This is a genomic window from Nonomuraea insulae (assembly GCF_042656245.1).
The window spans coordinates 120428-143027 of sequence record NZ_JBHSPA010000025.1; the positions used below are offsets into that span (position 1 = coordinate 120428).

21 protein-coding genes are annotated in these 22600 nt (G+C 71.3%); 11 read left to right on the plus strand and 10 right to left on the minus strand.

What is annotated here, in order from left to right:
* Both kdpA and kdpF read right to left on the minus strand, forming a co-directional pair.
* Window positions 1-1662: a potassium-transporting ATPase subunit KdpA gene (gene kdpA, locus ACFPZ3_RS21575; RefSeq protein WP_379515980.1), complete on the minus strand. Its 1662-nt coding sequence runs from the start codon at window positions 1660-1662 to the stop codon at window positions 1-3.
* Window positions 1662-1751, minus strand: coding sequence for a K(+)-transporting ATPase subunit F (gene kdpF / locus ACFPZ3_RS21580; RefSeq protein ID WP_379515981.1), 90 nt, complete (start codon window positions 1749-1751; stop codon window positions 1662-1664). The genes kdpA and kdpF overlap by 1 nt, the downstream gene beginning before the upstream one ends.
* 327 nt (window positions 1752-2078) lie before the next feature.
* On the opposite strand from kdpF, the gene ACFPZ3_RS21585 reads away from it, so the two are divergent.
* Window positions 2079-2873 carry an alpha/beta fold hydrolase gene (locus ACFPZ3_RS21585; RefSeq protein ID WP_379515982.1) on the plus strand — a complete coding sequence of 265 codons (795 nt, stop codon included), beginning with the start codon at window positions 2079-2081 and terminating at the stop codon, window positions 2871-2873.
* A gap of 113 nt (window positions 2874-2986) precedes the next feature.
* On the opposite strand, the gene ACFPZ3_RS21590 is transcribed toward ACFPZ3_RS21585, so the two are convergent.
* Window positions 2987-3775 carry a class I SAM-dependent DNA methyltransferase gene (locus tag ACFPZ3_RS21590; RefSeq protein WP_379515983.1) on the minus strand — a complete coding sequence of 263 codons (789 nt, stop codon included), beginning with the start codon at window positions 3773-3775 and terminating at the stop codon, window positions 2987-2989.
* A gap of 61 nt (window positions 3776-3836) precedes the next feature.
* The gene (locus ACFPZ3_RS21595; protein WP_379515984.1) at window positions 3837-4748 is read right to left on the minus strand and encodes an AraC family transcriptional regulator; all 912 of its coding nucleotides are present in this window, start codon (window positions 4746-4748) and stop codon (window positions 3837-3839) included.
* A gap of 89 nt (window positions 4749-4837) precedes the next feature.
* On the opposite strand from ACFPZ3_RS21595, the gene ACFPZ3_RS21600 reads away from it, so the two are divergent.
* Window positions 4838-5695 carry an NAD(P)H-binding protein gene (locus ACFPZ3_RS21600; RefSeq protein ID WP_379515985.1) on the plus strand — a complete coding sequence of 286 codons (858 nt, stop codon included), beginning with the start codon at window positions 4838-4840 and terminating at the stop codon, window positions 5693-5695.
* Here the strand turns inward: ACFPZ3_RS21600 and ACFPZ3_RS21605 are convergent.
* Window positions 5692-7299, minus strand: a complete 1608-nt coding sequence (locus ACFPZ3_RS21605; RefSeq protein ID WP_379515986.1) for an AMP-binding protein — start codon at window positions 7297-7299, stop codon at window positions 5692-5694. The genes ACFPZ3_RS21600 and ACFPZ3_RS21605 overlap by 4 nt on opposite strands.
* A 33-nt stretch (window positions 7300-7332) precedes the next feature.
* Entirely contained in the window at window positions 7333-7716 is a 384-nt protein-coding gene (locus ACFPZ3_RS21610) for a DUF2255 family protein (RefSeq protein ID WP_379515987.1), read from the minus strand.
* Between the two features lie 124 nt (window positions 7717-7840).
* Between ACFPZ3_RS21610 and ACFPZ3_RS21615 the strand changes: the two genes are divergently transcribed.
* Window positions 7841-9034 (plus strand): acyltransferase family protein, encoded by a 1194-nt coding sequence (locus ACFPZ3_RS21615; protein WP_379515988.1) that lies wholly within the window; start codon window positions 7841-7843, stop codon window positions 9032-9034.
* A 40-nt stretch (window positions 9035-9074) separates the two neighbouring features.
* Entirely contained in the window at window positions 9075-9215 is a 141-nt protein-coding gene (locus tag ACFPZ3_RS21620) for a hypothetical protein (RefSeq protein ID WP_379515989.1), read from the plus strand.
* Here ACFPZ3_RS21620 and ACFPZ3_RS21625 read toward each other — a convergent pair.
* Window positions 9196-9843 (minus strand): class I SAM-dependent methyltransferase, encoded by a 648-nt coding sequence (locus ACFPZ3_RS21625; RefSeq protein WP_379515990.1) that lies wholly within the window; start codon window positions 9841-9843, stop codon window positions 9196-9198. The genes ACFPZ3_RS21620 and ACFPZ3_RS21625 overlap by 20 nt on opposite strands.
* Window positions 9844-10076: 233 nt before the next feature.
* Between ACFPZ3_RS21625 and ACFPZ3_RS21630 the strand changes: the two genes are divergently transcribed.
* From ACFPZ3_RS21630 to ACFPZ3_RS21645, 4 genes are all read left to right on the plus strand, one after another.
* Window positions 10077-10439, plus strand: a complete 363-nt coding sequence (locus tag ACFPZ3_RS21630; protein WP_379515991.1) for a BlaI/MecI/CopY family transcriptional regulator — start codon at window positions 10077-10079, stop codon at window positions 10437-10439.
* Entirely contained in the window at window positions 10436-11281 is an 846-nt protein-coding gene (locus ACFPZ3_RS21635) for a M56 family metallopeptidase (protein WP_379515992.1), read from the plus strand. Before ACFPZ3_RS21630 ends, ACFPZ3_RS21635 begins: the two co-directional genes overlap by 4 nt.
* Window positions 11282-11529: 248 nt before the next feature.
* Complete coding sequence (locus ACFPZ3_RS21640) at window positions 11530-12930, plus strand: phenylacetate--CoA ligase family protein (RefSeq protein WP_379515993.1); 1401 nt, start codon at window positions 11530-11532, stop codon at window positions 12928-12930.
* Window positions 12930-13901, plus strand: a complete 972-nt coding sequence (locus tag ACFPZ3_RS21645; RefSeq protein WP_379515994.1) for a hypothetical protein — start codon at window positions 12930-12932, stop codon at window positions 13899-13901. Before ACFPZ3_RS21640 ends, ACFPZ3_RS21645 begins: the two co-directional genes overlap by 1 nt.
* Before the next feature lie 27 nt (window positions 13902-13928).
* Here ACFPZ3_RS21645 and ACFPZ3_RS21650 read toward each other — a convergent pair whose 3' ends face one another.
* Both ACFPZ3_RS21650 and ACFPZ3_RS21655 read right to left on the minus strand, forming a co-directional pair.
* Complete coding sequence (locus ACFPZ3_RS21650) at window positions 13929-17096, minus strand: AfsR/SARP family transcriptional regulator (RefSeq protein WP_379515995.1); 3168 nt, start codon at window positions 17094-17096, stop codon at window positions 13929-13931.
* A gap of 93 nt (window positions 17097-17189) precedes the next feature.
* Complete coding sequence (locus ACFPZ3_RS21655) at window positions 17190-18209, minus strand: zinc-dependent alcohol dehydrogenase family protein (protein WP_379516059.1); 1020 nt, start codon at window positions 18207-18209, stop codon at window positions 17190-17192.
* Between the two features lie 88 nt (window positions 18210-18297).
* Between ACFPZ3_RS21655 and ACFPZ3_RS21660 the strand changes: the two genes are divergently transcribed.
* The 3 genes from ACFPZ3_RS21660 to ACFPZ3_RS21670 all read left to right on the plus strand — a co-directional run bounded on the left by ACFPZ3_RS21660 (window position 18298) and on the right by ACFPZ3_RS21670 (window position 21922).
* Window positions 18298-18642, plus strand: coding sequence for an ArsR/SmtB family transcription factor (locus ACFPZ3_RS21660; protein WP_379515996.1), 345 nt, complete (start codon window positions 18298-18300; stop codon window positions 18640-18642).
* A 94-nt stretch (window positions 18643-18736) separates the two neighbouring features.
* The gene (locus ACFPZ3_RS21665) at window positions 18737-20110 is read left to right on the plus strand and encodes a glutamine synthetase family protein (protein WP_379515997.1); all 1374 of its coding nucleotides are present in this window, start codon (window positions 18737-18739) and stop codon (window positions 20108-20110) included.
* A gap of 312 nt (window positions 20111-20422) precedes the next feature.
* Window positions 20423-21922 carry a SulP family inorganic anion transporter gene (locus ACFPZ3_RS21670; protein ID WP_379515998.1) on the plus strand — a complete coding sequence of 500 codons (1500 nt, stop codon included), beginning with the start codon at window positions 20423-20425 and terminating at the stop codon, window positions 21920-21922.
* Window positions 21923-22000: 78 nt separating this feature from the next.
* Here the strand turns inward: ACFPZ3_RS21670 and ACFPZ3_RS21675 are convergent, their stop codons facing one another.
* A complete protein-coding gene (locus ACFPZ3_RS21675) occupies window positions 22001-22558 on the minus strand; it encodes an EF-hand domain-containing protein (RefSeq protein WP_379515999.1) in 558 nt (185 codons plus the stop codon).
* Window positions 22559-22600: the final 42 nt, after the last annotated feature.

Sequence of the window (22600 nt, forward strand, 5' to 3'; positions counted from 1 at the left end):
TCAGGACAGTCCTTCTGCGATGGGGCCGAGCGCGAGCGCCGGGAGGAAGGTGAGGGCGACCAGGATGATCGTCACGCCGACGACCATGCCGACGAACTGCGGCCGGTGGGTCGGCAGCGTGCCCGCACCCTCGGGGACGGGCGACTGCCTGGCCAGCGAACCGGCCAGCGCCAGCACCAGGATGATCGGCAGGAACCGGCCGAAGACCATGCACAGGCCGAGCGCCACGTCGTACCAGGGCGTGTTGACCGTGAGGCCGGCGAAGGCCGAGCCGTTGTTGTTGGAGGCGCTGGTGAAGGCGTACAGGATCTCGGACAGGCCGTGCGGGCCGCCGTTGAGCATGCTCGCGCGCTGCTCCGAGGAGCCCATCGCGAACGCCGTGCCGATCAGGACCAGCGTCGGGGTGATGAGGAAGTACATGGAGGCGAGCTTGATCTCGCGGGCGCCGATCTTCTTGCCCAGGTATTCCGGGGTGCGGCCGACCATCAGCCCGGCCACGAAGACGGTGATCACGGCGAGGATGAGCATGCCGTACAGGCCCGCGCCGACGCCGCCCGGGGCGACCTCGCCCAGCATCATGTTGAACATCGTCATCATGCCGCCGAACGGCGTGTAGGAGTCGTGGAAGGAGTTCACCGCACCCGTCGAGGTGAGCGTCGTGGCGGCGCCGAAGGTGGCCGAGTTCGAGACGCCGAACCGGATCTCCTTGCCCTCCATCGCCGCGCCGACCGCCTGGGGGACGGTGGCGTTGCCGCTGAGCTCGAACAGGTTGGTCAGCAGCACGCTGGCCAGCGCCATGATGCCCATCACGGCCAGGATCGCGTAGCCCTGCCGGACCTGGCCGACCATCCTGCCGAAGGTGCGCGGCAGCGCGAACGGGATCACCAGGATCAAGAAGATCTCGAACCAGTTCGTCCAGGACGCGGCGTTCTCGAAGGGATGGGCGGAGTTGGCGTTGTAGAAACCGCCGCCGTTGGTGCCCAGCTCCTTGATGACCTCCTGCGAGGCCACCGGACCGCCGGTGATCGACTGGGTGCCGCCCGTCAGCGTGGTCACCTCGTGCAGGCCGGAGAAGTTCTGGATCAGCCCGCCGGTCACCAGGATGAGCGCGCCCACGAACGCGATCGGCAGCAGGATGCGCACACAGCCGCGAACCAGGTCCACCCAGAAGTTGCCGATCGTGTCGGCCTTGCGGCGGGCGAAGCCGCGCACCAGCGCGATCGCCACCGCCATGCCCACCGACGCCGAGACGAAGTTCTGCACCGCCAGGGCCGCCATCTGGGTCAGGTGACCCATGGTGGACTCGCCTGAGTAGGACTGCCAGTTGGTGTTGGTGACGAAGCTGATCGCCGTGTTCCAGGCGATGTGGTCGGTCACCGGCGCCATGCCCACGCTCAGCGGCAACTTGTCCTGCAGCCGCTGGATGGCGTACACGACGAGGATGGAGATCACCGAGAAGGCCAGCAGGCTGCGCGCGTAGACGCCCCAGCTCTGCTCGGCGTCGGACCGAACGCCCAGCAGCCGGTAGACGCCCCGCTCGACGACGTTGTGCCTGGTCGTCGTGTAGACCCGGTACATGTAGTCGCCCAGCGGCTTGTGCACCAGGGCCAGCACGATGATCAGGGAGACGATGAAGATCATCCCCGCTTCGGTCACGCTCATCAGAATCGCTCCGGGAAAAGCAGGGCGGCGACCATGAAGATCACTAGAACCACGACGACCACGAGACCGGTGGCGTTGATGGCGCTCACAGGCGCTCCACCGCCCTCACGACGAACCCGAAGATCACGAAAATCGCGATCGTCAGGGCGACGAAGATGACGTCAGCCATCCCCACTCCTCAACTCCGGAACTTTTGGATACCGCCCGGATGAGCGGTTCAGGACCCAGCAAAACGCCGAAATAGAGTGGTTTTGGACTTCTTGACGGCTTCCATACGGGGACGGCGCGAATCTTGACGCGATCCGTACACGGTCGATCCACCCACGTGGACGCGCCGCCCCAGCGGACCTGCGGACCTTCTCCCGTTGACCCCTTAGCAGCGCTAAGCTAGCCTTAGCAGTGCTAAGGGAGGCGCCATGGACACAGCGCTCACGATCAACGGATCCGACATCCGCGTCTACGAGCAGGGCAGAGGCCCGGCGGTCCTGCTCATCGGTCCCGGGCTGGACGACGGGAGGAGGGTCGGGAAGATCGCCGCGATCCTCGGCCGGCGGTTCCGCGCCCTGCGCCTGCACCGCCGCCAATACCGGCTCGACCTCAAGACCGGCGGCTCACGCAGCTCGGTCTCCCAGGAGGTCGCCGACGTCCTGGCCATCGCCCACCAGGTCGGACGGCCCCTGATCGTCTACGGCCACTCCTCGGGCGGGGTGGTCGCCCTCGAAGCCCTGGTGGCGGAGCCGTCGGCCTTCGACGGCGCGGTCATCTTCGAACCCGCCGTCCTGGCCGGCGTGGGCGGCGAGACCATCAGGCGAGCACGGGCCGCGTTCGCGGCGGGCAAACCGGGCAAGGCGATGGCGGTCTTCACCCAGGACGCCGTCGGCCTGCCGGCGTGGCAGGCCCGGCCGGTGGGTGTGCTGACCGCCCTGGTCCCGCACTACCGCAGGCTGGTGCCGGGCCAGCTCGACGACCTCGAGGCCATGGTCGAGCTGGGCGACCGCCTCGACGCGTACGCGTCGATCGCCGTGCCGACCGTGCTGCTCAGCGGCGACCGCAGCCCCGCCCGGGTCACCGCGATGATCGACTCCGTCGCGCGGGCGATGCCGCACGCCGAACGCGTCGTGATGCCCAAGCGGGACCACGGCGCCGACCTCAAGGCCCCGGACTCGGTGGCCCGCGTCATCCAGACCTTCGCCGACCGGATCTCCGCCTGATCGGCACGCCAGGCCGTGATTTCCTGTCTGATCGGCGTGTCAGGCCGTGAATCCCGGCCTGAGCGGCGCGTCAGGCCGTGGATCTCCGTCTGAGCGGCGCGTGGGGCCGTGGATCAGCGGCGGCGGCAGATCATGAGCTCCGTCGTCGGGCTTTCGCGGACGACGCGGACGAGCCGCCGCTCGGCGAGGGCCAGCAGCGCACCGGCCGCCCCGCCGGTGACCTCCGTGAGCGTGGCGGCGCGCAGGAAACCGCCCCAGAGCTTGCGCCATACCGGATTGGCGTCCACCTGGGCGTTCATGAGCACGAGCATCGGCACACGCCGCACGACGTCGAAGCCGGCCTCGTCGAGCGCCCCGGAGATCCACGAGAGCGTGTGGTTGACCTGGTGCTCGCCGCGCTGCTCCCTGCCGTGCAGGAAGTTCTCCGACAGGACGAACGCGCCGCCCGGCTTGATGGCCCGGCCGATGGAGCGCAGGGCCGAGCGGTAGCGTTGGTCGTCGGTGATGTGGAACAGCACGTCCATGGCCGAGACCGCGTCGAACGAGGCGGGCTCGATCGCGTCGCCCGGCTCCGCGATGTCGAGGCGGAGGATCTCCTTGCCGGGGAAACGGCCGCGCAGGCGCTCCACGGCCGCGCTGGTCAGATCCGCCCCAGTGATCGACCCGGCGCCGAGATACTGCCATTGGCGCAGGTAGAAGCCGGTCCCTGAGCCGATGTCGAGGATCCGGGCGGAGGAGAGGTCGAGACCCAGGCCGCCCACCTCGCGGCGGAAGACCTCGCCGCGGATCCGGTAGATCCAGGTGTTGAACGCCAGGCCGAGTTGTTTGTACCCGACGCCGCTCTCGGTCCAGTCCGCGTCCAGGCGCTGTTCCCAGAAGTCCTTCAGTTCAGCATGCTTCATCTGCCAGTGCTCTTCCGCATCGCTCGGTTGGTGCCGGTCAGTGATCGTGCTGGCTAACACCCTACGGGGATGAGCGAACACCGTGCGCTCTCGTGAGGAGGCCGGGGCTGGTCCCGTGGGCGCGCTTGAAGGCGGTGCTGAAGGCGAAGGAGTTGGTGTAGCCGACCGCGCGGGCGACCGAGGCGACCGTCGCGCCCGGCTCGCGCAGCAGTTCGGCGGCCAGGGCCATCCGCCATCTGGTCAGGTACGCCATCGGCGCCTCGCCGACGAGCGCGGTGAAGCGGCGGGCGAGGTTCGCGCGGGAGACCAGGGCCTCGGCGGCCAGGGCGTCGACGGTCCAGGCGCGGCCGGGGTCGGCGTGCATCGCGCGCAGGGCCGGGCCCGCTGCCGGGTCGCTCAATGCGTGGTACCAGCGGGGCGGCTCGGTGTCCGGGCGCTCGAACCAGGCGTGCAGCGTGCGGACGAGGAGCAGGTCCAGCAGGCGGTCCAGGACGAGTTGCCGCCCGGCCCCTTCTGCGGCCAGTTCCTCGGTGAGCAGGGCCGAGAGCGGGTCGGGGGCGGCGGGCTCGACGATCAGCTCGGGCAGCGCCCCGAGGAGCCGCCGTCCGACGTCGTCGACGGTCCGGTACGCACCGGTGACCAGGGTGAGCGCACCGCCCGCAGGGCGCGGGGGCGCGCCGCTCGTGGTGCTGGTGCAGTGCACCGCCCGGCGGATCACGACCTGGGGCGGGGTGTCCGGGCTGTCGGCGATCCTGTGCGGTCCGGGGCCGCGTACGAGTGCGACCTCCCCCGCGGTCAGCCAGGCCGCCCTGTCGCCTTCCGTCGCCAGCCAGGCGTTGCCGCGCAGCACCGCGTACAGGGTCAGCGGGGGCGTGTCCACGTTCGCCAGCGACCACGGCGGCGCGAGGAACGACTGCCGGAGCACGGCGCCGTCGGCCCGCACGGCGCGCAGCAGCCCGGTGAGGGACTCCACCGGCCCGAGTCTAGGCCGTGGAGGATCACGAAGGTGATTGAGCCGCACGCCCATGTCTGGCCGAGCCTTGAGCGGGTTGACTGGGCCGCATGGCTGAATCGACGACTGACGGCGGGGGCACGGTGCTGGTTCTCGGGGCGACGGGGAGGACCGGCCGCCTGGTCGCCGCCGGGCTGCGGGCCCGGGGCCTGCCGGTGCGCCCCGCCGCGCGGTCCGGGCCGCGGACGGTGCGCTTCGACTGGGACGACGCGCGCACCTGGGACGCCGCCGTCGAGGGGGTGGGCGCGGTGTACGTGGTGACGCCGGAGGACCCAGGGTTCGACGCCGGGAAGGTGGCGTCGTTCATGGCGTGCGCGGCGCGGGCCGGGGTGCGGCGCTGTGTGCTGCTGTCGGGCCTGAGCGCCGGGTACGGCAGCCGGCCCATGGCCTCCCGTGAGATCCCGGTACGCGAGTCGCCGATGGAGTGGACGATCCTCAGGCCGGGCTCGTTCCAGCAGGTCTTCGGCGGGGAGCCGTACCTGACGGCGCTCAGGACCGGCGAGCTGCGGCTGCCGCTGGGCCCTGGCCCTGGCCCGTACAACGCGCCGATCGACGTCGCCGACATCGCGGACGTCGCGGTGGCGGTGCTGGCCGGCGGGCATGCCGGCCGCACATATCCGCTTTCAGGACCGCGTGCCCTGACATATCAGGACATCATGTCGATCATCGCCGGAGAGACGGGCCGGGCGGTCACCGTCATCGACGAACCGGTGGAGCGGTGGGCCGAACGCAAGCGGGCCGCGGGCGCCTCCGAGGCGGCCCTGAGCTGGTCCCTGGAGACGTTCGCGGCCATCCGCCGCGGCGAGTACGCGCGCCTGCACGACGGCGTCCGGCTGGTGCTCGGCCGCGAGCCCCGCGACTTCACCGCCTACGCCGGGACCGCCGCCAAGGAAGGCGTCTGGGCCTAGCGCAGGCCCAGCAGGTCGGCGGCCCGTTCGCGCATCTCCACCTTGCGGATCTTCCCGGTGACGGTCATCGGGAAGTCCTCGACCAGATGCACGTAGCGAGGGATCTTGAAGTGGGCCAGCCGCCCGGCGCAGAACTCCCTGACCGCCTCGGCGGTGAGCGGCTCGGCCCCTGGCCGCATCACGATCCAGGCCATCAGCTCCTCGCCGTACTTCTCGTCGGGCACCCCGATCACCTGCACGTCGCCGATGTCGGGATGGGTGTAGAGGTATTCCTCGATCTCACGCGGATAGACGTTCTCCCCGCCCCTGATCACCATGTCCTTGATCCGGCCGACGATGTTGACGTAGCCCTCGGAGTCCATGGTGGCCAGGTCGCCGGTGTGCATCCAGCGGGCCGCGTCGATCGCCTCGGCGCTCTTGCCAGGTTCGTCCCAGTAGCCGAGCATCACCGAGTAGCCGCGGGTGCACAGCTCGCCGGGCTCGCCGCGGGCCACCGCCAGCCCGGTCTCCGGGTGGACGATCTTCACCTCCAGGTGCGGCATGACCTGCCCGACCGTCTCCGTACGGCGGGCGAGGCCGTCGTCGCGGCGGGTCATCGTGGACACCGGGGAGGTCTCGGTCATGCCGTAACAGATCGCCACCTCGCTCATGTGCATCTCCCCCGCCACCCGCTTCATCACCTCGACCGGGCACGGGGAGCCCGCCATGATGCCGGTGCGGAGCGAGGAGAGGTCATATCCGGCCGCGTGAGCGAGCTCGGCGATGAACATGGTCGGCACCCCGTACAGGGAGGTGCAGCGCTCGCTCTCCACGGCCGCCAGCGTGGCCGCCGGGTCGAAGCCGGGCGCGGGCAGCACGACGCACGCGCCGTGCGAGGTCGCCGCCAGGTTGCCCATGACCATGCCGAAGCAGTGGTAGAGCGGCACCGGCAGGCACACCCGGTCGGCCTCGGTGTAGCCGACGCCCTCGGCCACGAAGTAGCCGTTGTTGAGGATGTTGTGGTGCGACAGCGTGGCGCCCTTGGGGAAGCCGGTGGTGCCCGAGGTGTACTGGATGTTGATCGGGTCGTCGAAGGAGAGCGTGAGCGCCCGTTCGCGCAGGGCGGCGGGGTCGGCGTCGCGGCCGGCCGCCACCAGGTCGTCCCAGCCCCGCTCGCCGATGAACACCACCGGCTCGAAGCCGATCTCGGCCAGCGTCGCCCGGTAGTCGCCGGTCTTGAACGAGACGGCGCTGACCAGCAGGCGCATGCCGGACTGGCGGACCACGTAGTCCAGCTCGTGGGCACGGTAGGCCGGGTTGATGTTGACCAGGATCGCCCCGATCTTGGCGGTGGCGTACTGGGTCAGCACCCACTCGGCGCAGTTCGGCGCCCAGATGCCGACCCGGTCGCCCTTGGCGATGCCCCTGGCCAGCAGCCCGAGTGCCACCTCGTCGACCGCGGCGTCGAACTCAGCGTAGGTCCAGCGGCGGCCGGTCGCCACGTCGACCAGCGCCTCCCGGCCGGCGAACCGGGCCGCGGCGCGCTCCAGGTTCTCCCCGATCGTCTCGCCCAGCAGGGGAAGTGCGGACACGCCGGACGCGTAGGAGAGCGTTGAGTCACCCATGGCCCGAAGCATCCGGCGAGACCGCGCGCAGCGCTACCCCCGTTCGGGGGTGAGTTTGAGCGTCGTGCCCCTGGCCTCCGAGGCGACCATGGGGTCGACGTACGCGCCGCCGTAGCCGCTGTACTTGGCCCGGTAGGCCGCGTCGATCGCCTCGTTGACGCCCGGGTCGCTCTCCTCGGTGAGGGTGACGTCCTGGTCCACGCCACCGGCGCTGATGTGCCCCTGGTGGCTGGCCTGGGTGGCGCGGAACCAGCGGCCGTCGTGCCCCTTGTAGGAGCGGACGAACAGGTCGTCACCGTGACGGACGACCCAGATGGGCACCGGCCGGCGCGGCGTGCCGTCGCCGCGCAGCGGGGCGATCCGGAGTTCGTCGGCCGCGTCGATCTTGCTGAGTTCGTCGTTCGTCCACGTGGTCATCTGCTCGTCTCCTGCCGCCATTCCGGTCCTCACCGTGGCAAATACCCGAGGGCGATCGGCGTTGCGTCATCGGCGGCTCAGAATTCGGGAAACTGGACGCCTCGACCGGCGTTAGGTTAATCGGGTGCCGACTGATTTATCCGATTCCTCACACACGCGCATGGCCTGGCTGGACGCCCTCAGAGCCATCGCCGCGGTCGCCGTACTCGCCGAACACCTGCTGCAGGCCGTCATGCCCGCGCTCCGCCCTTACTGGTGCAATCTTGGCGTCTTCGGGGTGATGGTGTTCTTCCTCGTCAGCGGATACATCATCCCCATCTCACTGGAACGGCGGGGCGACCTGCGGGCGTTCTGGATCAGCCGCGCCTTCCGCCTGTACCCGCTCTACCTCGCGGTGATCGCCCTGACCCTCGCGCTGTCCTCGTGGATCCCGGTACGTGACGCCGTGCCGCGCGACCCGTCGGCCGTCGCCGCGCACGCCACGATGCTGACGGACGCGATGGGCGTAGCCGTGATGGTCGATCCCATGTGGACGCTGTCGTACGAGATGGTCTTCTACCTCGTGGCCGCCGCCATGTACGCCGGTGGCCTGCACCGCCACGCCGGAGCGGCGGCCGTGCTGTTCGCCGCGGGCGCGGCGGTGGCCGGGTCGCTGCTCACCGGTCCGTCGCTGACGGGCAACTGGCCCGTGTGGGTGTCGAGCGCGGCCTTCGCCATCGGCCTGACCTGCGTGGTCGCACGGCGCGGCGCCGTGGCCGCGGCGTGCGGGCTGGGGATCGGGGCCGTCGCGCTGTTGTTCCTCACCAGCCCGGTGCCGTGGTTCGGCGCGGCCATCCTGGCCGTGATGTTCATCGGGACCACGATCAACCGATGGGAACGGGGAACGGGCCGGCTCTGGCCGGTCCTGCCCGCCGCCGTGCTGGTGGCCGCGATCCCGGCGTGGGCGTCGCAGGCGGGCTGGTGGTGGGTGCAGCCGGACGTGTGGATCATCACGCTCGCGATGGCGGGGGCGCTCTTCGCCGGGGTGATGGCGATGCGGAGGCGGTGGCGGGTGCCGCGCCCGCTGCTGTGGATGGGGCTGATCAGCTACTCGCTCTACCTGACGCACATCCCCATGCTGAGGCTGCTCACCGCGGTGGCGGGCGACCTGAGCACCGCTCCCCTGCCGGTCCAGGGCCTGCTCGTGGTCCTCGTCTCCGCGGGGCTGCTGGCGGTCAGCCATGTCACGTACCGGCTGGTCGAAAGGCCCGCGCAACGCCTCGGGCGCACGCTGACCGCGCGCCCGGCCCGTGAGGCTGTCGTGCCAGAACCGGCGTAGGCACCGGGCCACGGACGTGGAGCGGTGTTAGCGTGCGCGTATGGCGCCCGACGACGACCCGCCCAGGAGACCCACGCTCGCGCGGCGTGTCCTGATGATCTCGGGGCTGGTGCTGCTGATCCTCGCGTACGTGCTGATGGGGGCCATCTCGTTCCTGCTGGTCAGACCTCAGCTCGATTGACGTGGCGCTCGTAGAGCGAGATCGCGTAGGCGCGCTCGGCGTGCGGCACGACGCGCTCCTCGATCGGGCGCAGCGGCGCGGCCAGGGAGAAGTGGCGATGCAGCCGTCTGGCCTCGGGCCACGGATGGGAGACCACCAGCACGCCACCGGGGCTCAGCAGGGCGCCCAGCCGGTGCGAGACGTGCCGCAACACGCGGGCGTTGCCCACGTAGTAGAGCATCTCCGAGCAGACCACCAGGTCGAACGCCCCCTCCGGCCGCTCGTGCCGGATGTCCAGGCATTCGAAGCGGGCGGGTGAGGCGGCCCGCCCTTCGGCGTTGCGGACGGCGTGGCGGGAGACGTCCACGCCGATCGTCTCCGCGTCCGGGTGGGTCAGGGCGACGAGGTCGGTGAAGACGCCCTCGCTGCAGCCGACGTCGAGGATGCGCCCATACGCGCGGCGGGGCAGGGACGCCAGGAGTTCGGCGTGCCTGCCCCGCTCATAGGTGTCGCTCGTGTAGCGCCATGGGTCCGGCCTGCGGTGCCACCAGTCGAAATAGCGGCTCAGCGACGCCTGCGCGCCCGTGGCGGGCAGGTGGGACAACAAGCCGAAGAACATGCGGTGGAGGGCGTCGCCCGCCTTGGCCATATCACTCCTCGGGGTCACTCCTCGGAGTCGTCTCCCGGCGGCGGCAGGCGGTGGAGCGGGGCCGGCGCGGTGGGAAGGGACTCATGGAACCACAAGCTACTACACGTGTAATAGTTGCGCGCGATACGGTGGCCACCTTCATCCGTTCTATTACATGTGTCGTAGATTTGGCGCGGCAAATCGGGGCTCGGTACGGTTGGGGGCCTCGCACGTACCTGGATCGGGAGCCTTGGATGTCACGCCGCAAGCTGGGCCAGCTGGAGGCGGAGGTGCTCGCCGTGCTGGCCGGGGCCGAGGGGTTCCTCTCGCCTGGTGACATCTGTGACCGGCTGGCGGGCGAGCCGGCGTACACGACGGTGAACACGATCCTGTTCCGGCTGCTGGACAAGAACATGGTGGGCCGCGAGAAACGCGGACGCGCCTTCGTCTACCGGCTGACCGCCGACGAGTCCGGGCTCGCGGCCGAGCGCATGTTCGGCCACCTGCGCCTGGCGCACAACCCGTCCGCGGTGCTCAGCCAGTTCGTCCACGGCCTGAACCCGAGGGAGGAGGAGGCCCTGCGCGCACTGCTCGACGAGCCCGGGAGCCGGTCGTGAACCTGTGGGTCTACGTGCCCACGGTGCTGCTCGCGCTGGCCGCCGTGACGCTGGCCTGGCGGCAGCCCCGCATGCATCCCGCGTGGACGGCCAGGATCCTGCTGCTGCTCACCGCCGCGTGCGCGCTGGCCGTGGTCGGCTCGCTGGCCTTCCTCGTCGTGCTGGCGATCGGCACGCGGTCGAGCGCCCTGGCCGATCGGGGCGGGGTCCCGCTTCCCGTGGGGGTCGCCGCTGCGGCGGCCCTGATCCTCGTCATGGTGGCCGCGGGCCGTGCGGCGCTGGCCTGGCGGGCCGAGTTCCGCCAGGCCAGAGCCCTCGGTACGGGTGTCGTCCCCGACGACCGCCCCTTCGCCGTGGCCGTGCCCGGCAGGGAGGGCGGGGTGATCCTCTCCCGTGGCCTGGTCGACCTGCTGTCCGGGCGCGAGCTCGAAGTCGTGCTGCGCCACGAGGCCGCCCACATCAGGCGCAGGCACCATCTCTACCTGATGGCCGGCTCGGTCTGCGCCTGTGTCCTGCCCGGCCTCGGGCACCCCTACCGGGCGCTGCGTTACGCGCTGGAACGCTGGGCCGACGAGGACGCCGCCGGCGCGGTCGGGGACCGGGTGCTGACCGGGCGCACGATCGCGCGAGTGGCGCTGGCGCAGTCCGCGGCGAGCGAATCGCACCGGCTCGCGCTGGCCGACTCACACGTCACCCGCCGGGTGCGGGCGCTGCTGGAGCAGCGGCCGCCGGACAGCCGTTTCACCGGGCCGGTGCTGCTCGGCGGCGCGTGGATGGCCACCGGCGGCGCCATCTCCCCCACCCTCACCCATCACGTCAGCCTGCTGCTCCTGCTGATGTGACGGCGCTTGCCTTGTAGTGACTCTGTAGGGAGTCTCTGGCGGCGGCTCTCATCCTTGATCACAGAGGGCGCCGCCGGTGCGCCCCCTGAGGAACCTGGAGTTCGCCATGGTCAAGACCGCCCGTCGTTACGCCAAGTACGCCATCAGCACCCTGTCCAGCGCCATCTTCGTGCTGCAGGTCTGACGAAGGTCGAGTGCGCCCCCGGGAGCCCTCTCCCGGGGGACACCCATGACGGGAGGGATGCGGCGTGTTCGGCACCGCGGTACGCCAGCTTGGCTACGCCTGGTCGATGATGTCAGGGCGCAGGTTCCGGTTGCGAGAGGTGAACACGCTGGTCGACGACATGCGCGAGACCCTGGAGACGTTCGGCTCGCCCGGCGAGGGCGCCGACGATCTGATCGCGGGCAACGACCCCGAACTCCAGGAGGACCTCACCCGGCGGCGGCTGCGGCGCACGGTGGCCCACGCGGCGGCGGAGAGCCCCTACTACCGTCGGTGGTTCGCGGAGCACGGGGTGGACCCGGCTTCGATCACCCCGCGGACCCTGTCCTCGATCGCCCCCACCTCCAAGGCCGACCTGCGCGGTAGGCCGGCGGCGTTCGTCTCCGACCGGGCCAAGCCGTCCGTGCTCGCGCACACGACGGGCACGACGGGGACGCCGACGCTCGTGTGGTTCTCCGCGTACGAGATCGAGCTGATGGCGTCCTTGTCGGCGCTCGCGCTCATGATGGCCGGGAACGTGCGCTCTGACGACGTGTGGGCCAACGCGAGCAGTTCGCGCTCCGTCGCGCAGATCCTCACCGAGCGGGCCGTCACCCGTACCGGGGCGGCGTTCGCGCATCTGGGCACCATCGATCCGGCCGCCACGCTCGACCGGCTGGCCACTCCGCTCCATGTGCCCGGCAAACGCGCGCAGATCTCTCATCTCAACCTGGCGGCCTCCTACCTCGCGGCCCTCGTGCAGGAGGCCGAGCGGGGCGGCTGGCGGGCCGGCGACTTCGCGCTGACCACCATCTGGTCCGGCGGCGAGGTGCTCACCGACGCGCTGCGCGAGCGGGCGGAGCGCGCGTTCGGGGCCGAGGTCCGCGACGGGTACGGCATGACCGAGATCGCCCCGGTCTCCGGCCGCGTCTGCCCCGACGGCCACCTGCACCTGCCCGCCGACCAGGGCCTGGTCGAAATACTCGACCCCGATACCCTGGCCCCCGCCGCTCCCGGTGAGGTCGGCACGATCGTCGTGACCCCGTACTCCGCCTTCCGCGACACCACGCTCCTGCTCAGGTACGTCACCGGCGACCTCGTCAAGGTCCTGCCCGAAGAGGAGACCCCGACGTGCGCGCTGGCCGCCCTGCCCGCCACCTCGCGAGTGCTCGGCCGCAGGTCGCCCGGCGGACTCACCACACGTGACGTACTGGACCTGCTGCAGGCCGAGCACGCGCTGCCGCTGCCCACCCGGTACGCCCTGGAGGGCACGATCCTGTACGTCGTCGCGGGCAAGGGCGAACAGGGCCTGCTCGGCCGGCTGGAGGAGCGCGCGCACGGGCTGCCTCTGACCGGCATCGTCCTGGTCGAGACCGCCGAGGACCTGCCCGCGCCCTGCCGGCTCCGCGCTGACCTGCTGGAGATCAGCTTCGAGCGAGGACTGTGATGATCCCGTACGTGCTCGCCCTGTACGCCCTCGTCGCCCTGACCGTGGCGCTCACCGCCGCGTACCTGGGCCGCTACGTCATGCCCAGGCCGCCGGTCGGCCGGATGGTGGGCGCGGACGTCGCGGTCATGGTGGGGGCGCTGGTCGTGATGCCGTTCGCGTACCTGCACGTGCCCGCCGCCGTCGTCGTATCGATCTTCGGGCTGGTGATCCTGACGTTGACCCAGCTCACCCTCGCCCCCGTGCTGGGCGGCCGGTGGGCCATGCTCGCCGCCCTGCTCCTGTGCGCCGCCGACGTCACCGCCTACGCGCTGGGATGGCCGGCCGCGCTCCTCGTCATCAACGACGCCCTGCTGATCCTGCTCGTCGTCGGCGTGGTGAACCTGTGGACACAGGCCGCGATCACGCCCGCGCAGGTGGCCGCCCTGGCCGCCGCCCTCACCCTCTACGACACGCTGGCCACCGGGCTGACCTCGCTCACCGTCGACTTCGTCCAGCGCATGCGGGGACTGCCGTTCTCGCCCGTGCTGGCCACCTCCTTCGGCGACGATCCCGCCCTCATCGGGCTCGGCGACTGCCTGATGTTGTCGATCTGGCCAGTGGTGGCGCTGCGGGCGTACGGGAAGGCGGCGGCGTGGTGTGCCGCCGGTCTGGAGGCCGTCCTGCTGGCTCTGTCCATCGTCCTCGTCCTGTCCAGTGGCCGGCCTCTGCCGCTGCTGACGGTGCTCGGACCGCTGATCTTCCTCCAGTGGGTGTACTGGCGGCGCCGGCAGGCCCTCGGTACTCCGGCCCCGGCCCGGCCCGAGGTGAACCGGGCGCTGGAGGTCACCGACGCGCCCGCCGGGGTGTGGGCCGCCCTGTCGCCCGAGGGCAGGCTGGTCGCCGAGGGCGCCACACCGGGGCTGGCGCGCAAGGAGGCCAGGCTGGCGGGAGCGGAGGGCGTGCCGGTCGTGTGGCGGCTCGGCGAATAGCCGATCCCCCTCGGGGAAGGGATTCGATCAGCCTGCCAGGTATTCGGCCACCTGCCGTCCCTCGGCCGCGTCGCCGAACAGGGCGAGGGAGCCGCGCCACGCCGCCGCCGACTCCTCGTGCCGCCCGAGCAGGGCGTGGGCCCGGCCCAGTTCCCTGAGTGTGCGGGCGCGCCACACCGAAGGCCCATCGCCGCCGAGCCGTTCCAGCGCGGCCCGCAGGTGCTCCAGCGCCCGGCCGGGCTCGCCCTGGCGCAGGCGTACGACGCCGAGGGTGTGCCCGGCCAGCGCCTCGCCCAGGGTGTCGCCGCACTCCACGAACAGCCGAAGGCTCGCCGCCAGGGTCTCGGCCGCCTCGTCGAACCGGCCCAGCGCACCCAGCGCCTCACCCAGCCGGCGCAGCACCTTGCTCATCTCGACGCGATCGCCGAGCGCCTTGGCCGTCAGCAGGCTCTCCCGGTAGCGGACGACGGCCTCGGCCGTCTCGCCCCGCTGGTAGAGGGCGGTGCCGAGGCCGCGCAGCAGGTTGCCGCGAATGGCGTAGTCGTCCTTCTCGGTCACCTCCAGCCGCGCCCTGGCGATCTCCACGGCCCGCCCGTGCTCACCGCGCTCGACGTGGATCCAGACAGGCCAGGTCCACGCGTACGCCAGCCCGGCGGCGTCGCCGCGAGCGACCAGCAGGTCGAGGCAGGTGTAGGCGTCGGCCAGCGCCTCGTCCAACCGGCCCATCCCGTGCCGCGCGGCGGCCCTGACGACCAGCGCGTACGCCGCTCCATGCGTGTCGCCGGCGCGGCCGAACTCCGTCAGAAGGTCGCCGCACATGGTGTCGGCCCGCGGGAACCGGCCCCATTCGATCTCCACCGTGGCCAGCAGCAGCCGAGCCCGCAACGCGGCGCGCCCACCGCCCAGCCCGATCACGATCCGCTGGACCCGCTCGGCGTCGGCCAGGAACCGATCCATGATCAGGTAGCCGGTGAGGTGGTGGGCCAGCTCAGCGGCCGTGTCGTCCAGGCCCAGGTCGGCGGCGGTGCTGAGGGCGAGCATCAACGTACGCCGCTCGGCCGTCAGCCACGCCGCGCTCGTCCGTACGTCGGGCGCCGGCCCGTCCTCCGGCGCACGCTCGTACGGCGGGGCGAGCGGAATCGGCAGGCGACGCGTGGCGGCCCGGGTACGCAGCAGACATTCCCGTACGTGCCGGGTGAGCGCCTCACGACGCCCCTCGGAGGATTCCTCCGCCTCCGCCCGCTCCCGCGCGTACACCCGCAGCAGGTCGTGCAGCCGGTAGCGGGGCTGCCCGGCCCCGTCCACCTCGGTCGAGGTGAGCATGCCTCGCGCGACCAGCGTCTCCAACGCCGCATCCGCCTCCAGCGCCGCCTCTCTCTCCGGGGCGGGTGGTCTGAGGAGGGCCGCGACCGACCACTCCGCCACGCTGTCCAGTCCGGCCAGGCCCAGCAGGCGGAACGCTCGCCGGGCCGGGTCCGGCAGCGCCGCGTAGCTCGGCTCGAAGGTCGCGCGCACGTCCAGCCCGCCGACGACCAGCTCGTCCAGGCCCCGTCCTGCCAGCCGGGTGGCGAACTCGCTGACCGGCCAGACCGGCCGGGTGGCCAGGCGGGCGCCCGCGACCCTGATGGCCAGCGGCAGCCGTCCGCAGGAACGCAGGATCTGCTCGGCCGCGCCGGGCGCAGAACCGATGCGGTCGGGACCCGCGACGCGTTCCAGCAGCAACCTGGCGTCCTTCTCGTCCGGGAGGTCGAGCGTGAGCCCGACGGCGCCTTCCAGGGCGGGCAGCCGGGAGCGGGAGGTCACCAGGACGGCGCCGCGTGCGGTGCCGGGCAGCAGGTGGCGGAGCTGGTCCTCCTCGACCGCGTCGTCCAGCACGACGAGCACCGCCCGGTCGGCCAGCCGCTGACGCAGCAGCCTCGCACGTTCCTCGGTCGGGGCGGGGATGAGCGCGCCGTCGAGGCCGAGCGAGCGCAGCAGCACATCCAGCAGCTCGCCGGGCTCCCTGGGGCCGCGCGCATCCCGTCCGAGCCGGACGAAGAGCTGCCCGTCGGGGTAGTCGGCGCGCAACAGGTGCGCCAGCCGTACGGCGAGCGTGGTCTTGCCGACGCCGGGCAGCCCGGACACGACCACGATGGGCGGGCTGAGCCGGTTCGCGCCCGCCCGCAGCAGCTCCAGCAGCTCGGCGATCTCCCCCTCACGCCCGACGAAGTCCGCGGTGTCGGCGGGCAGCTGACACAACCCCCGGAACGCCATCGGCCGCGGGTCTGATTCAACGTCCGTGGAAGGCGGCACGCCGTGCCGGCCGTCATCACCAGGTGGTGACGCGCCGTCCCGATCAGCATCGCCGGACAGCCGCACGCCGAGCGGACCAGCGTCCCCGGACAGCCGCACGCCGAGCCGATCAGCGTCCCCGGCGAGCACCGCGGCGTGCCGATCATCCACGCCGGGACCCAGTGCGGAGCGCCGGTCGGCGTCGCCGGAGAGCAGTGCGGCGTGGAGGCGGCGCAGTTCCGGGCCCGGCTCGATGCCCAGCTCGGCCACGAGCAGCTCGCGCGCCTCGCGAAAGGCGTCGAGGGCCTCGTCCCGCCGCCCGCTCCGGTGCAGGGCGACCACGAGCTGCTCGCGTAACCGCTCGCGCAGCGGGTGGGCGGCGACGAGGGTACGCAGTTCGGCGACGAGGTCGTCGTGGCCGAGCGCGAGCCGTACGTCGATCCACTCCGACCTGGCCACCGCCAGGTGCTCCTCCAGCTCGGTGATCCGCGGCGTCACGGCTCCGCTGAGCGGCACGTCCTCGGCCGGGGCGCCGCGCCACAACGCGACCGCCGCCGCGTACTCCCGCTCGGCCGCCACCAGGTCGCCGCCCGCCCGCTCCCTGCGCGCCCGGCGTGAGCCCTCCTCGAACACCAGCAGGTCCAGTTGTCCCGGCGGGACCTCGCAGAGGTAGCCCGACCCTTCGGTCCCCAGCCGCAGGCCGCTGCCCTCCAGAGAGCGGCGGAGCTGATGGACGTAGGTCTGGACGTTGGCCAGGGCCGAGCGGGGCGGGTCGTCCCAGAGTGCGCTGATCAGGCGCTCCGTGGAGACGGTCGCGTTCGGGTGGAGCAGCAGGACCCCGATCACGGCCCGCTGCTTGCGGCTGAGCCGGACCCGGCCGCCGGGACCGTTGAGGCGGATGGTGCCCAGAATCGCGAAGTCCACCTGTCCCCCCTCGTGCGTGATCGAAAGATCAGCTTTCCGGAAGGCAGTACATCTCTGGTTACACCTGTTTGACAAACACGGCAAGCCGATCGATCAGCGATGACCCCCGACGGCGACGACGATCTTGCCTATCTGGGCGCCCGCCTCCATGTAGCGGTGCGCCTCGACGATCTCCTCCAGGCCGAAGACGCGGTCCACGACGGGCGCGAAGGCCCCGGTACGCAGGCCGGCGGTGACGAACGCGACGGCTCTGCGCAGCCGTTCCGGATCGGCGGTGGTCTCGTGGGTGACGGTGTACGTGCGCAGGTTCAACGCGGGCATGCCCAGGTCGAACCCCGGATAGGGGGTGACCTCGCCGCTCAGCGCCCCGTACAGGAAGAGCGTGCCACCGGGCGCGACCGCCTTGGCCAGCTCCACCACACCGGGCCCGGCGACGGCGTCGAAGACGAACTCGGCGCCGCGTCCCCCGGTCAGGTCGAGCAGGCGCCCGGCGACGTCCTCCTCGGCGGTGACGATCACCTCGGCCGCCCCTGCCTCGATCAACGCCTCCTTCTTCGCGGTGGTGCGGGTGGTGGCGAGCGGCACCGCCCCGATGTGCCTGGCGACCCGGATCGCGGCCAGGCCCACGCTGCTGGAGGCGGCGGTCACGACGACCGTGTCCCCCGCACGCATCCCCCCGACCTCCAGCAGCGCCCCGTAAGCCGTCAGGTACGGCATCCACACCGCCGCCCCCTCGACGGCCCCGAGCGCATCGGGACGCTCCACCACCGCGGCCGCGGGAACGATCGCCCGCTCGGCGTACACGCCGTAGTCGTTCATCGAGAACGCCGGCAGCACGCTGACCGGCCGCCCCGCCTCGATCCCCGTCACCCCCGCGCCCACCCCCGCGCCCACGGCCTCGACCACCCCGGCGGCCTCGGCGCCGAGGCGGGCGGGGAACCGCCTGACGGGCTCGATGTAGTTTCCGCCGCGAAACAACGCCTCGGCCCGGTTGATCCCGATCGCGTCCACCCGGATCAGCACCTCGCCGGAACCGGGCTCCCCGATCGCCACGTCCTCCAGCCGCAGCACCTCCGGCCCGCCGTGCTCGTGGAAACGCACCGTCCTGACCATCACGCATCTCCCCTTTCCGTAGTCGTGCCTCACCCAAGCAGAAAGTTCGATGGCCGTCAAACTTCGATAGGTGTCGTACTATGGAGTGATGACGGTCACGCGGCGAAGCGGGCGGGAGCGCGTCCCGCCCCACCCCGACATCCACACGATCAGCCTGCAGCAGGTGCTCGAAGCCCTGGTCGAGCCGGTGCGCCGCCTGATCGTCAGCGAGCTCTACGCCGCCGGCCGGGACCTCGCCTGCGGCACCATCGACCTGCCGGTCAGCAAGTCCACCGCCACCCACCACTTCAACGTGCTGCGCGAGGCCGGCCTCATCCGCCAGTACTACGTCGGCACGTCACGGATGAACGCGCTGCGCCGCGACGAAATAGACGAGGCATTCCCCGACCTTCTCCGCGCATTAGTGGCCCCATCTAGAAATGTCCTGAAATGATTTGCGGCCGGCAATGGGCGTTGCACCCCCGGCCCTGACCAGGTCAGGGATAAAGTCGAGCATTCGATGACCGTGAACGGGCGAAGGGATGTCGATGCTCGACCAACTGGCCGCCGGCGCGCCGGACAATCTGGCCCCGGCAGAAACGCGAATTGTCGGAGTAACGATAGTCTGGGCGGACAACAATGGAATTCCCCGATCGCGCACGGTGCCCATCGACCAGTTCGGCGCGGCGATCGAGCGCGGGGTCGGGATCACGCCGTTGTTCGCGGTGTTCGACTCCCACGACGGCATCACCTTCGAGCACGCCCCTCTGGGCACCCCCTCGGGCGACATCCGCCTGATGCCGGTCTCCGACCAGGTCGTCCCGCTGGCCGGGCAGCCCGGGTTCGCGTGGGTGCCGGGCCGGCAGGTGGCGGCCGACGGGTCCGCCTGGCCGTACGACCAGCGGGGCGTGCTGGAGCGGCAGGTGTCCAGGGCGGCGAGCCTCGGGCTGGAGTTCCTGGCCGGCTACGAGCTGGAGTTCCACCTCAGCCGGGCGGATGACGGCGACGGCGACGACGTGCGCCCCATCTACGACGGGCCTTCTTACGGTCCCGCCAAGATGCTGGCCGTGGACGCCTTCGCCGAGCAGTTGCTGCGCGACCTCGACCGCAACGGCGTGCCCATCGGCCAGTTCCACGGCGAGTACGGCCCCGGCCAGTTCGAGTTCAACATCGCCCCCACCGACCCGGTCACCGCCGCCGACCGGCAACTCCTGGCCCGGCAGACCGTTCACGCCGCCGCCCGCGCGCACGGCCTGCGGGCGAGCTTCGCCCCGCTGGTCACGCTCGGCCAGGTCGGCAACGGCTGGCACCTGCACACCTCGCTGTCACGTGCCGGGACGAACCTCCTGTCCGGCGGCGACGGCCCCGCGAGCCTGACCGCGGAAGGCGGCGCCTACCTGGCGGGCCTGCTGCGCGACCTACCCGCGATCGTGGCCGTCAGCGCGCCCAGCGTGTGCTCGTTGCAACGGCTGCGGCCCGGCTACTGGTGCGGCGCGTACGGCTTCTGGGGGGTGGAGAACCGGGAGGCGGCGCTGCGTCTCGTGCCGACCACTCCCCTGCTGGGCGCCGGGCACGCCAACGTCGAGCTCAAGCCGTCCGACGCCTCGGCCAACCCCTACCTCGCGCTCGCCGCCGTCATGGGCGCGGGACTGTCCGGCATCGAGGACGGCCTCACCCCGCCCGGCCCCGTTCAGGAGAACCCGGACACCTGGAGCGACGAGCGGCGGGCCGAACACGGCATCCACCGCCTGCCCACCACCGTCGAGCAGCAACTCCGCGCGCTGCTGACCAACCAGCGCATCCGCTCCGCGCTGGGCGAGGAGCTGACCGACGCCTTCCGCGCCGTTCGCGCCTCCGACGCCGCCCGCGCGGCCGACCGCGACGCGGCGGACGTCGTCCGCTCCTACCGCTGGTTGTACTGACCCGGCGTCATGACGGGAAGCAGGCGCGGGAGGGGCCGGTAGCGCCGAAGGTGGTGGAGACCAGGCCCGGCCAGGCGCGCGCCGGAGGTGGTGGGGGCCAGGCCCGGCCAGGCGTGCGCCCGTCGCTCCTGGGCCTGGCTCGGATGATCTCCGGCTCGGCCGCTACGATAGAGTCGACCATGGCCCAGGAGGGCTCGCCCATCTGAGACGTGCCCCGTCCACGTCGGCGCGCGGCCCAGCTCTCACCGGCCGCCTGTCGCCCCTGCCCGCGCCGTCGCGGCAGCAGCGCCTGCTCACCGTTAAGGATGTAGTTTGCCCAGCTCTGCCTCCACGCCCTCCCACCGGCCCACGCTCCGCCGCCCCACCTGGCTGACCCCCGTCGTGGCCCGCACCGAGATCCTGTCCGGGCTGGTCGTGGCGCTCGCGTTGATCCCGGAGGCGATCTCGTTCTCCATCATCGCCGGGGTCGATCCCAGCATCGGTCTGTTCGCCTCCTTCACCATGGCGGTCGTGATCGCGATCGTCGGCGGGCGGCCCGCGATGATCTCCGCCGCCACCGGCGCGATCGCCCTCGTGGTGGCGCCACTGGCGCGGGAGCACGGCCTGGGTTACCTGGTCGCCACCGTCATCCTCGGCGGCCTCATCCAGATCGTGCTGGGCGCGCTCGGCGTGGCCAAGCTGATGCGGTTCGTGCCGCGCAGCGTCATGGTGGGCTTCGTCAACGCCCTGGCCATCCTGATCTTCATGGCTCAGGTGCCCGAGCTGATCGACGTGCCGTGGATCGTCTATCCCCTGGTGGGTGGCGCGCTCGCGCTGATGGTGTTCCTTCCCCGGCTGACCAGGGCGATCCCGGCCCCGCTGATCTCGATCGTCGCGCTCACCGCGCTCACCGTCGGCGCCCACCTGGCCGTGCCCACGGTCGGCGACCGGGGCGCGCTGCCCTCCTCGCTGCCCGTGCCCGGCCTGCCCGACGTGCCCTTCACGCTGGACACGCTGACTCTCCTCGCCCCGTACGCGCTCGGCTTCGCGCTGGTCGGCCTGATGGAGTCGCTGATGACGGCCAAGCTCGTCGACGATCTGACCGACACCCGCTCCTCCAAGACCCGCGAGTCCATCGGCCAGGGCATCGCCAACATCGTCACCGGCTTCTTCGGCGGCATGGGCGGCTGCGCCATGATCGGCCAGACAATGATCAACGTCAAGAACGGCGCCCGCACCCGGCTGTCCACGTTCACCGCGGGCGTGCTGCTCATGGTGCTGTGCATCGTCTTCGGCCCGCTGGTCTCCCAGATCCCGATGGCCGCCCTGGTCGCCGTCATGATCCTGGTCTCCTTCGGCACCTTCGACTGGCACTCCGTCGCCCCCGCCACCCTCAGGCGCATGCCCGTGGGCGAGACCACCGTCATGGTCGTGACCGTCGCCATCGTGGTCGCCACCCACAACCTGGCCATCGGCGTCGTCGCCGGCTCGCTGACCGGCCTGGTCATCTTCGCCCGCCGCGTCGCCCACCTGGCCGGCGTCACCGCCTGCCTCGACCCCGACGGCCACCAGGTCGTCTACGCCGTCACCGGCGAGCTGTTCTTCGCCTCGAGCAACGACCTCGTCTCCCGGTTCGACTACGCGGGCGACCCCGGCGACGTGGTCATCGACCTGACCGGCGCCCACATCTGGGACGCCTCCTCGGTCGCCGCCCTGGACGCCGTCGAGGCCAAGTACGCCGCCCGCGGCAAGACCGTGCAGATCATCGGGCTCAACCAGCCCAGCGCCCGCATGCACGCCACGCTGTCAGGGGAACTGTCCGGCAAGAACTGAGGCGCTCAACCGCCGGGGCAGGGACCCGATCAACCGCACCGGACCGCCACCCCCGCCACCCCCCGCCGTCCCCGTGGTTCACATCCTGATCGGTGCGATGGGACCGAACAGGCCCGCGCCGTAGGATTTGGTGTCGGTGCAGAAGAAGCCCTTGGCCGCCTGGTGGATCTGCTCATGGGTCAGGCAGCCCGCGCCGTCGGAGTCCAGGGAGTCGAACGCCCGCCCTGCGTCCTCCTCGGGGAGCCTGAACGCCTGGTTCATGGCCTGGATGAATTCCTTCCGCGAGACGATTCCGTCCCCATCGCTGTCGGCCAGGGTCAGGAACGCCTGAGCGACCGGGCGGAACTTCTCATACCCGTCGGCGGGGCTGAGGATGGTGTCGCGGTGCGCCGCGATGACCTCGTCGAAGCTCAGGACCTGGTCGTCGTCGGTGTCCAGCCCCGCGTACACCTCATCCCACATCCGGGTGTAGACGTCTCTGATCGCTGTGTATCCCGGCGACCCCGGGAGGTGCCCGAAGGAGACCGCCACGCGGTCCGCCGCCTCGTAGAAGTCGTCGATCGTGAGAGCGCCGTCGCCGTTCTCGTCCAGCAACGTGACCATCTTGTGCATCTTGTCCACATAGAAGGGATTCATGGTCGCCTTGCCTCTCGTTGTGAGCAGCGGATGCCGCAGCGA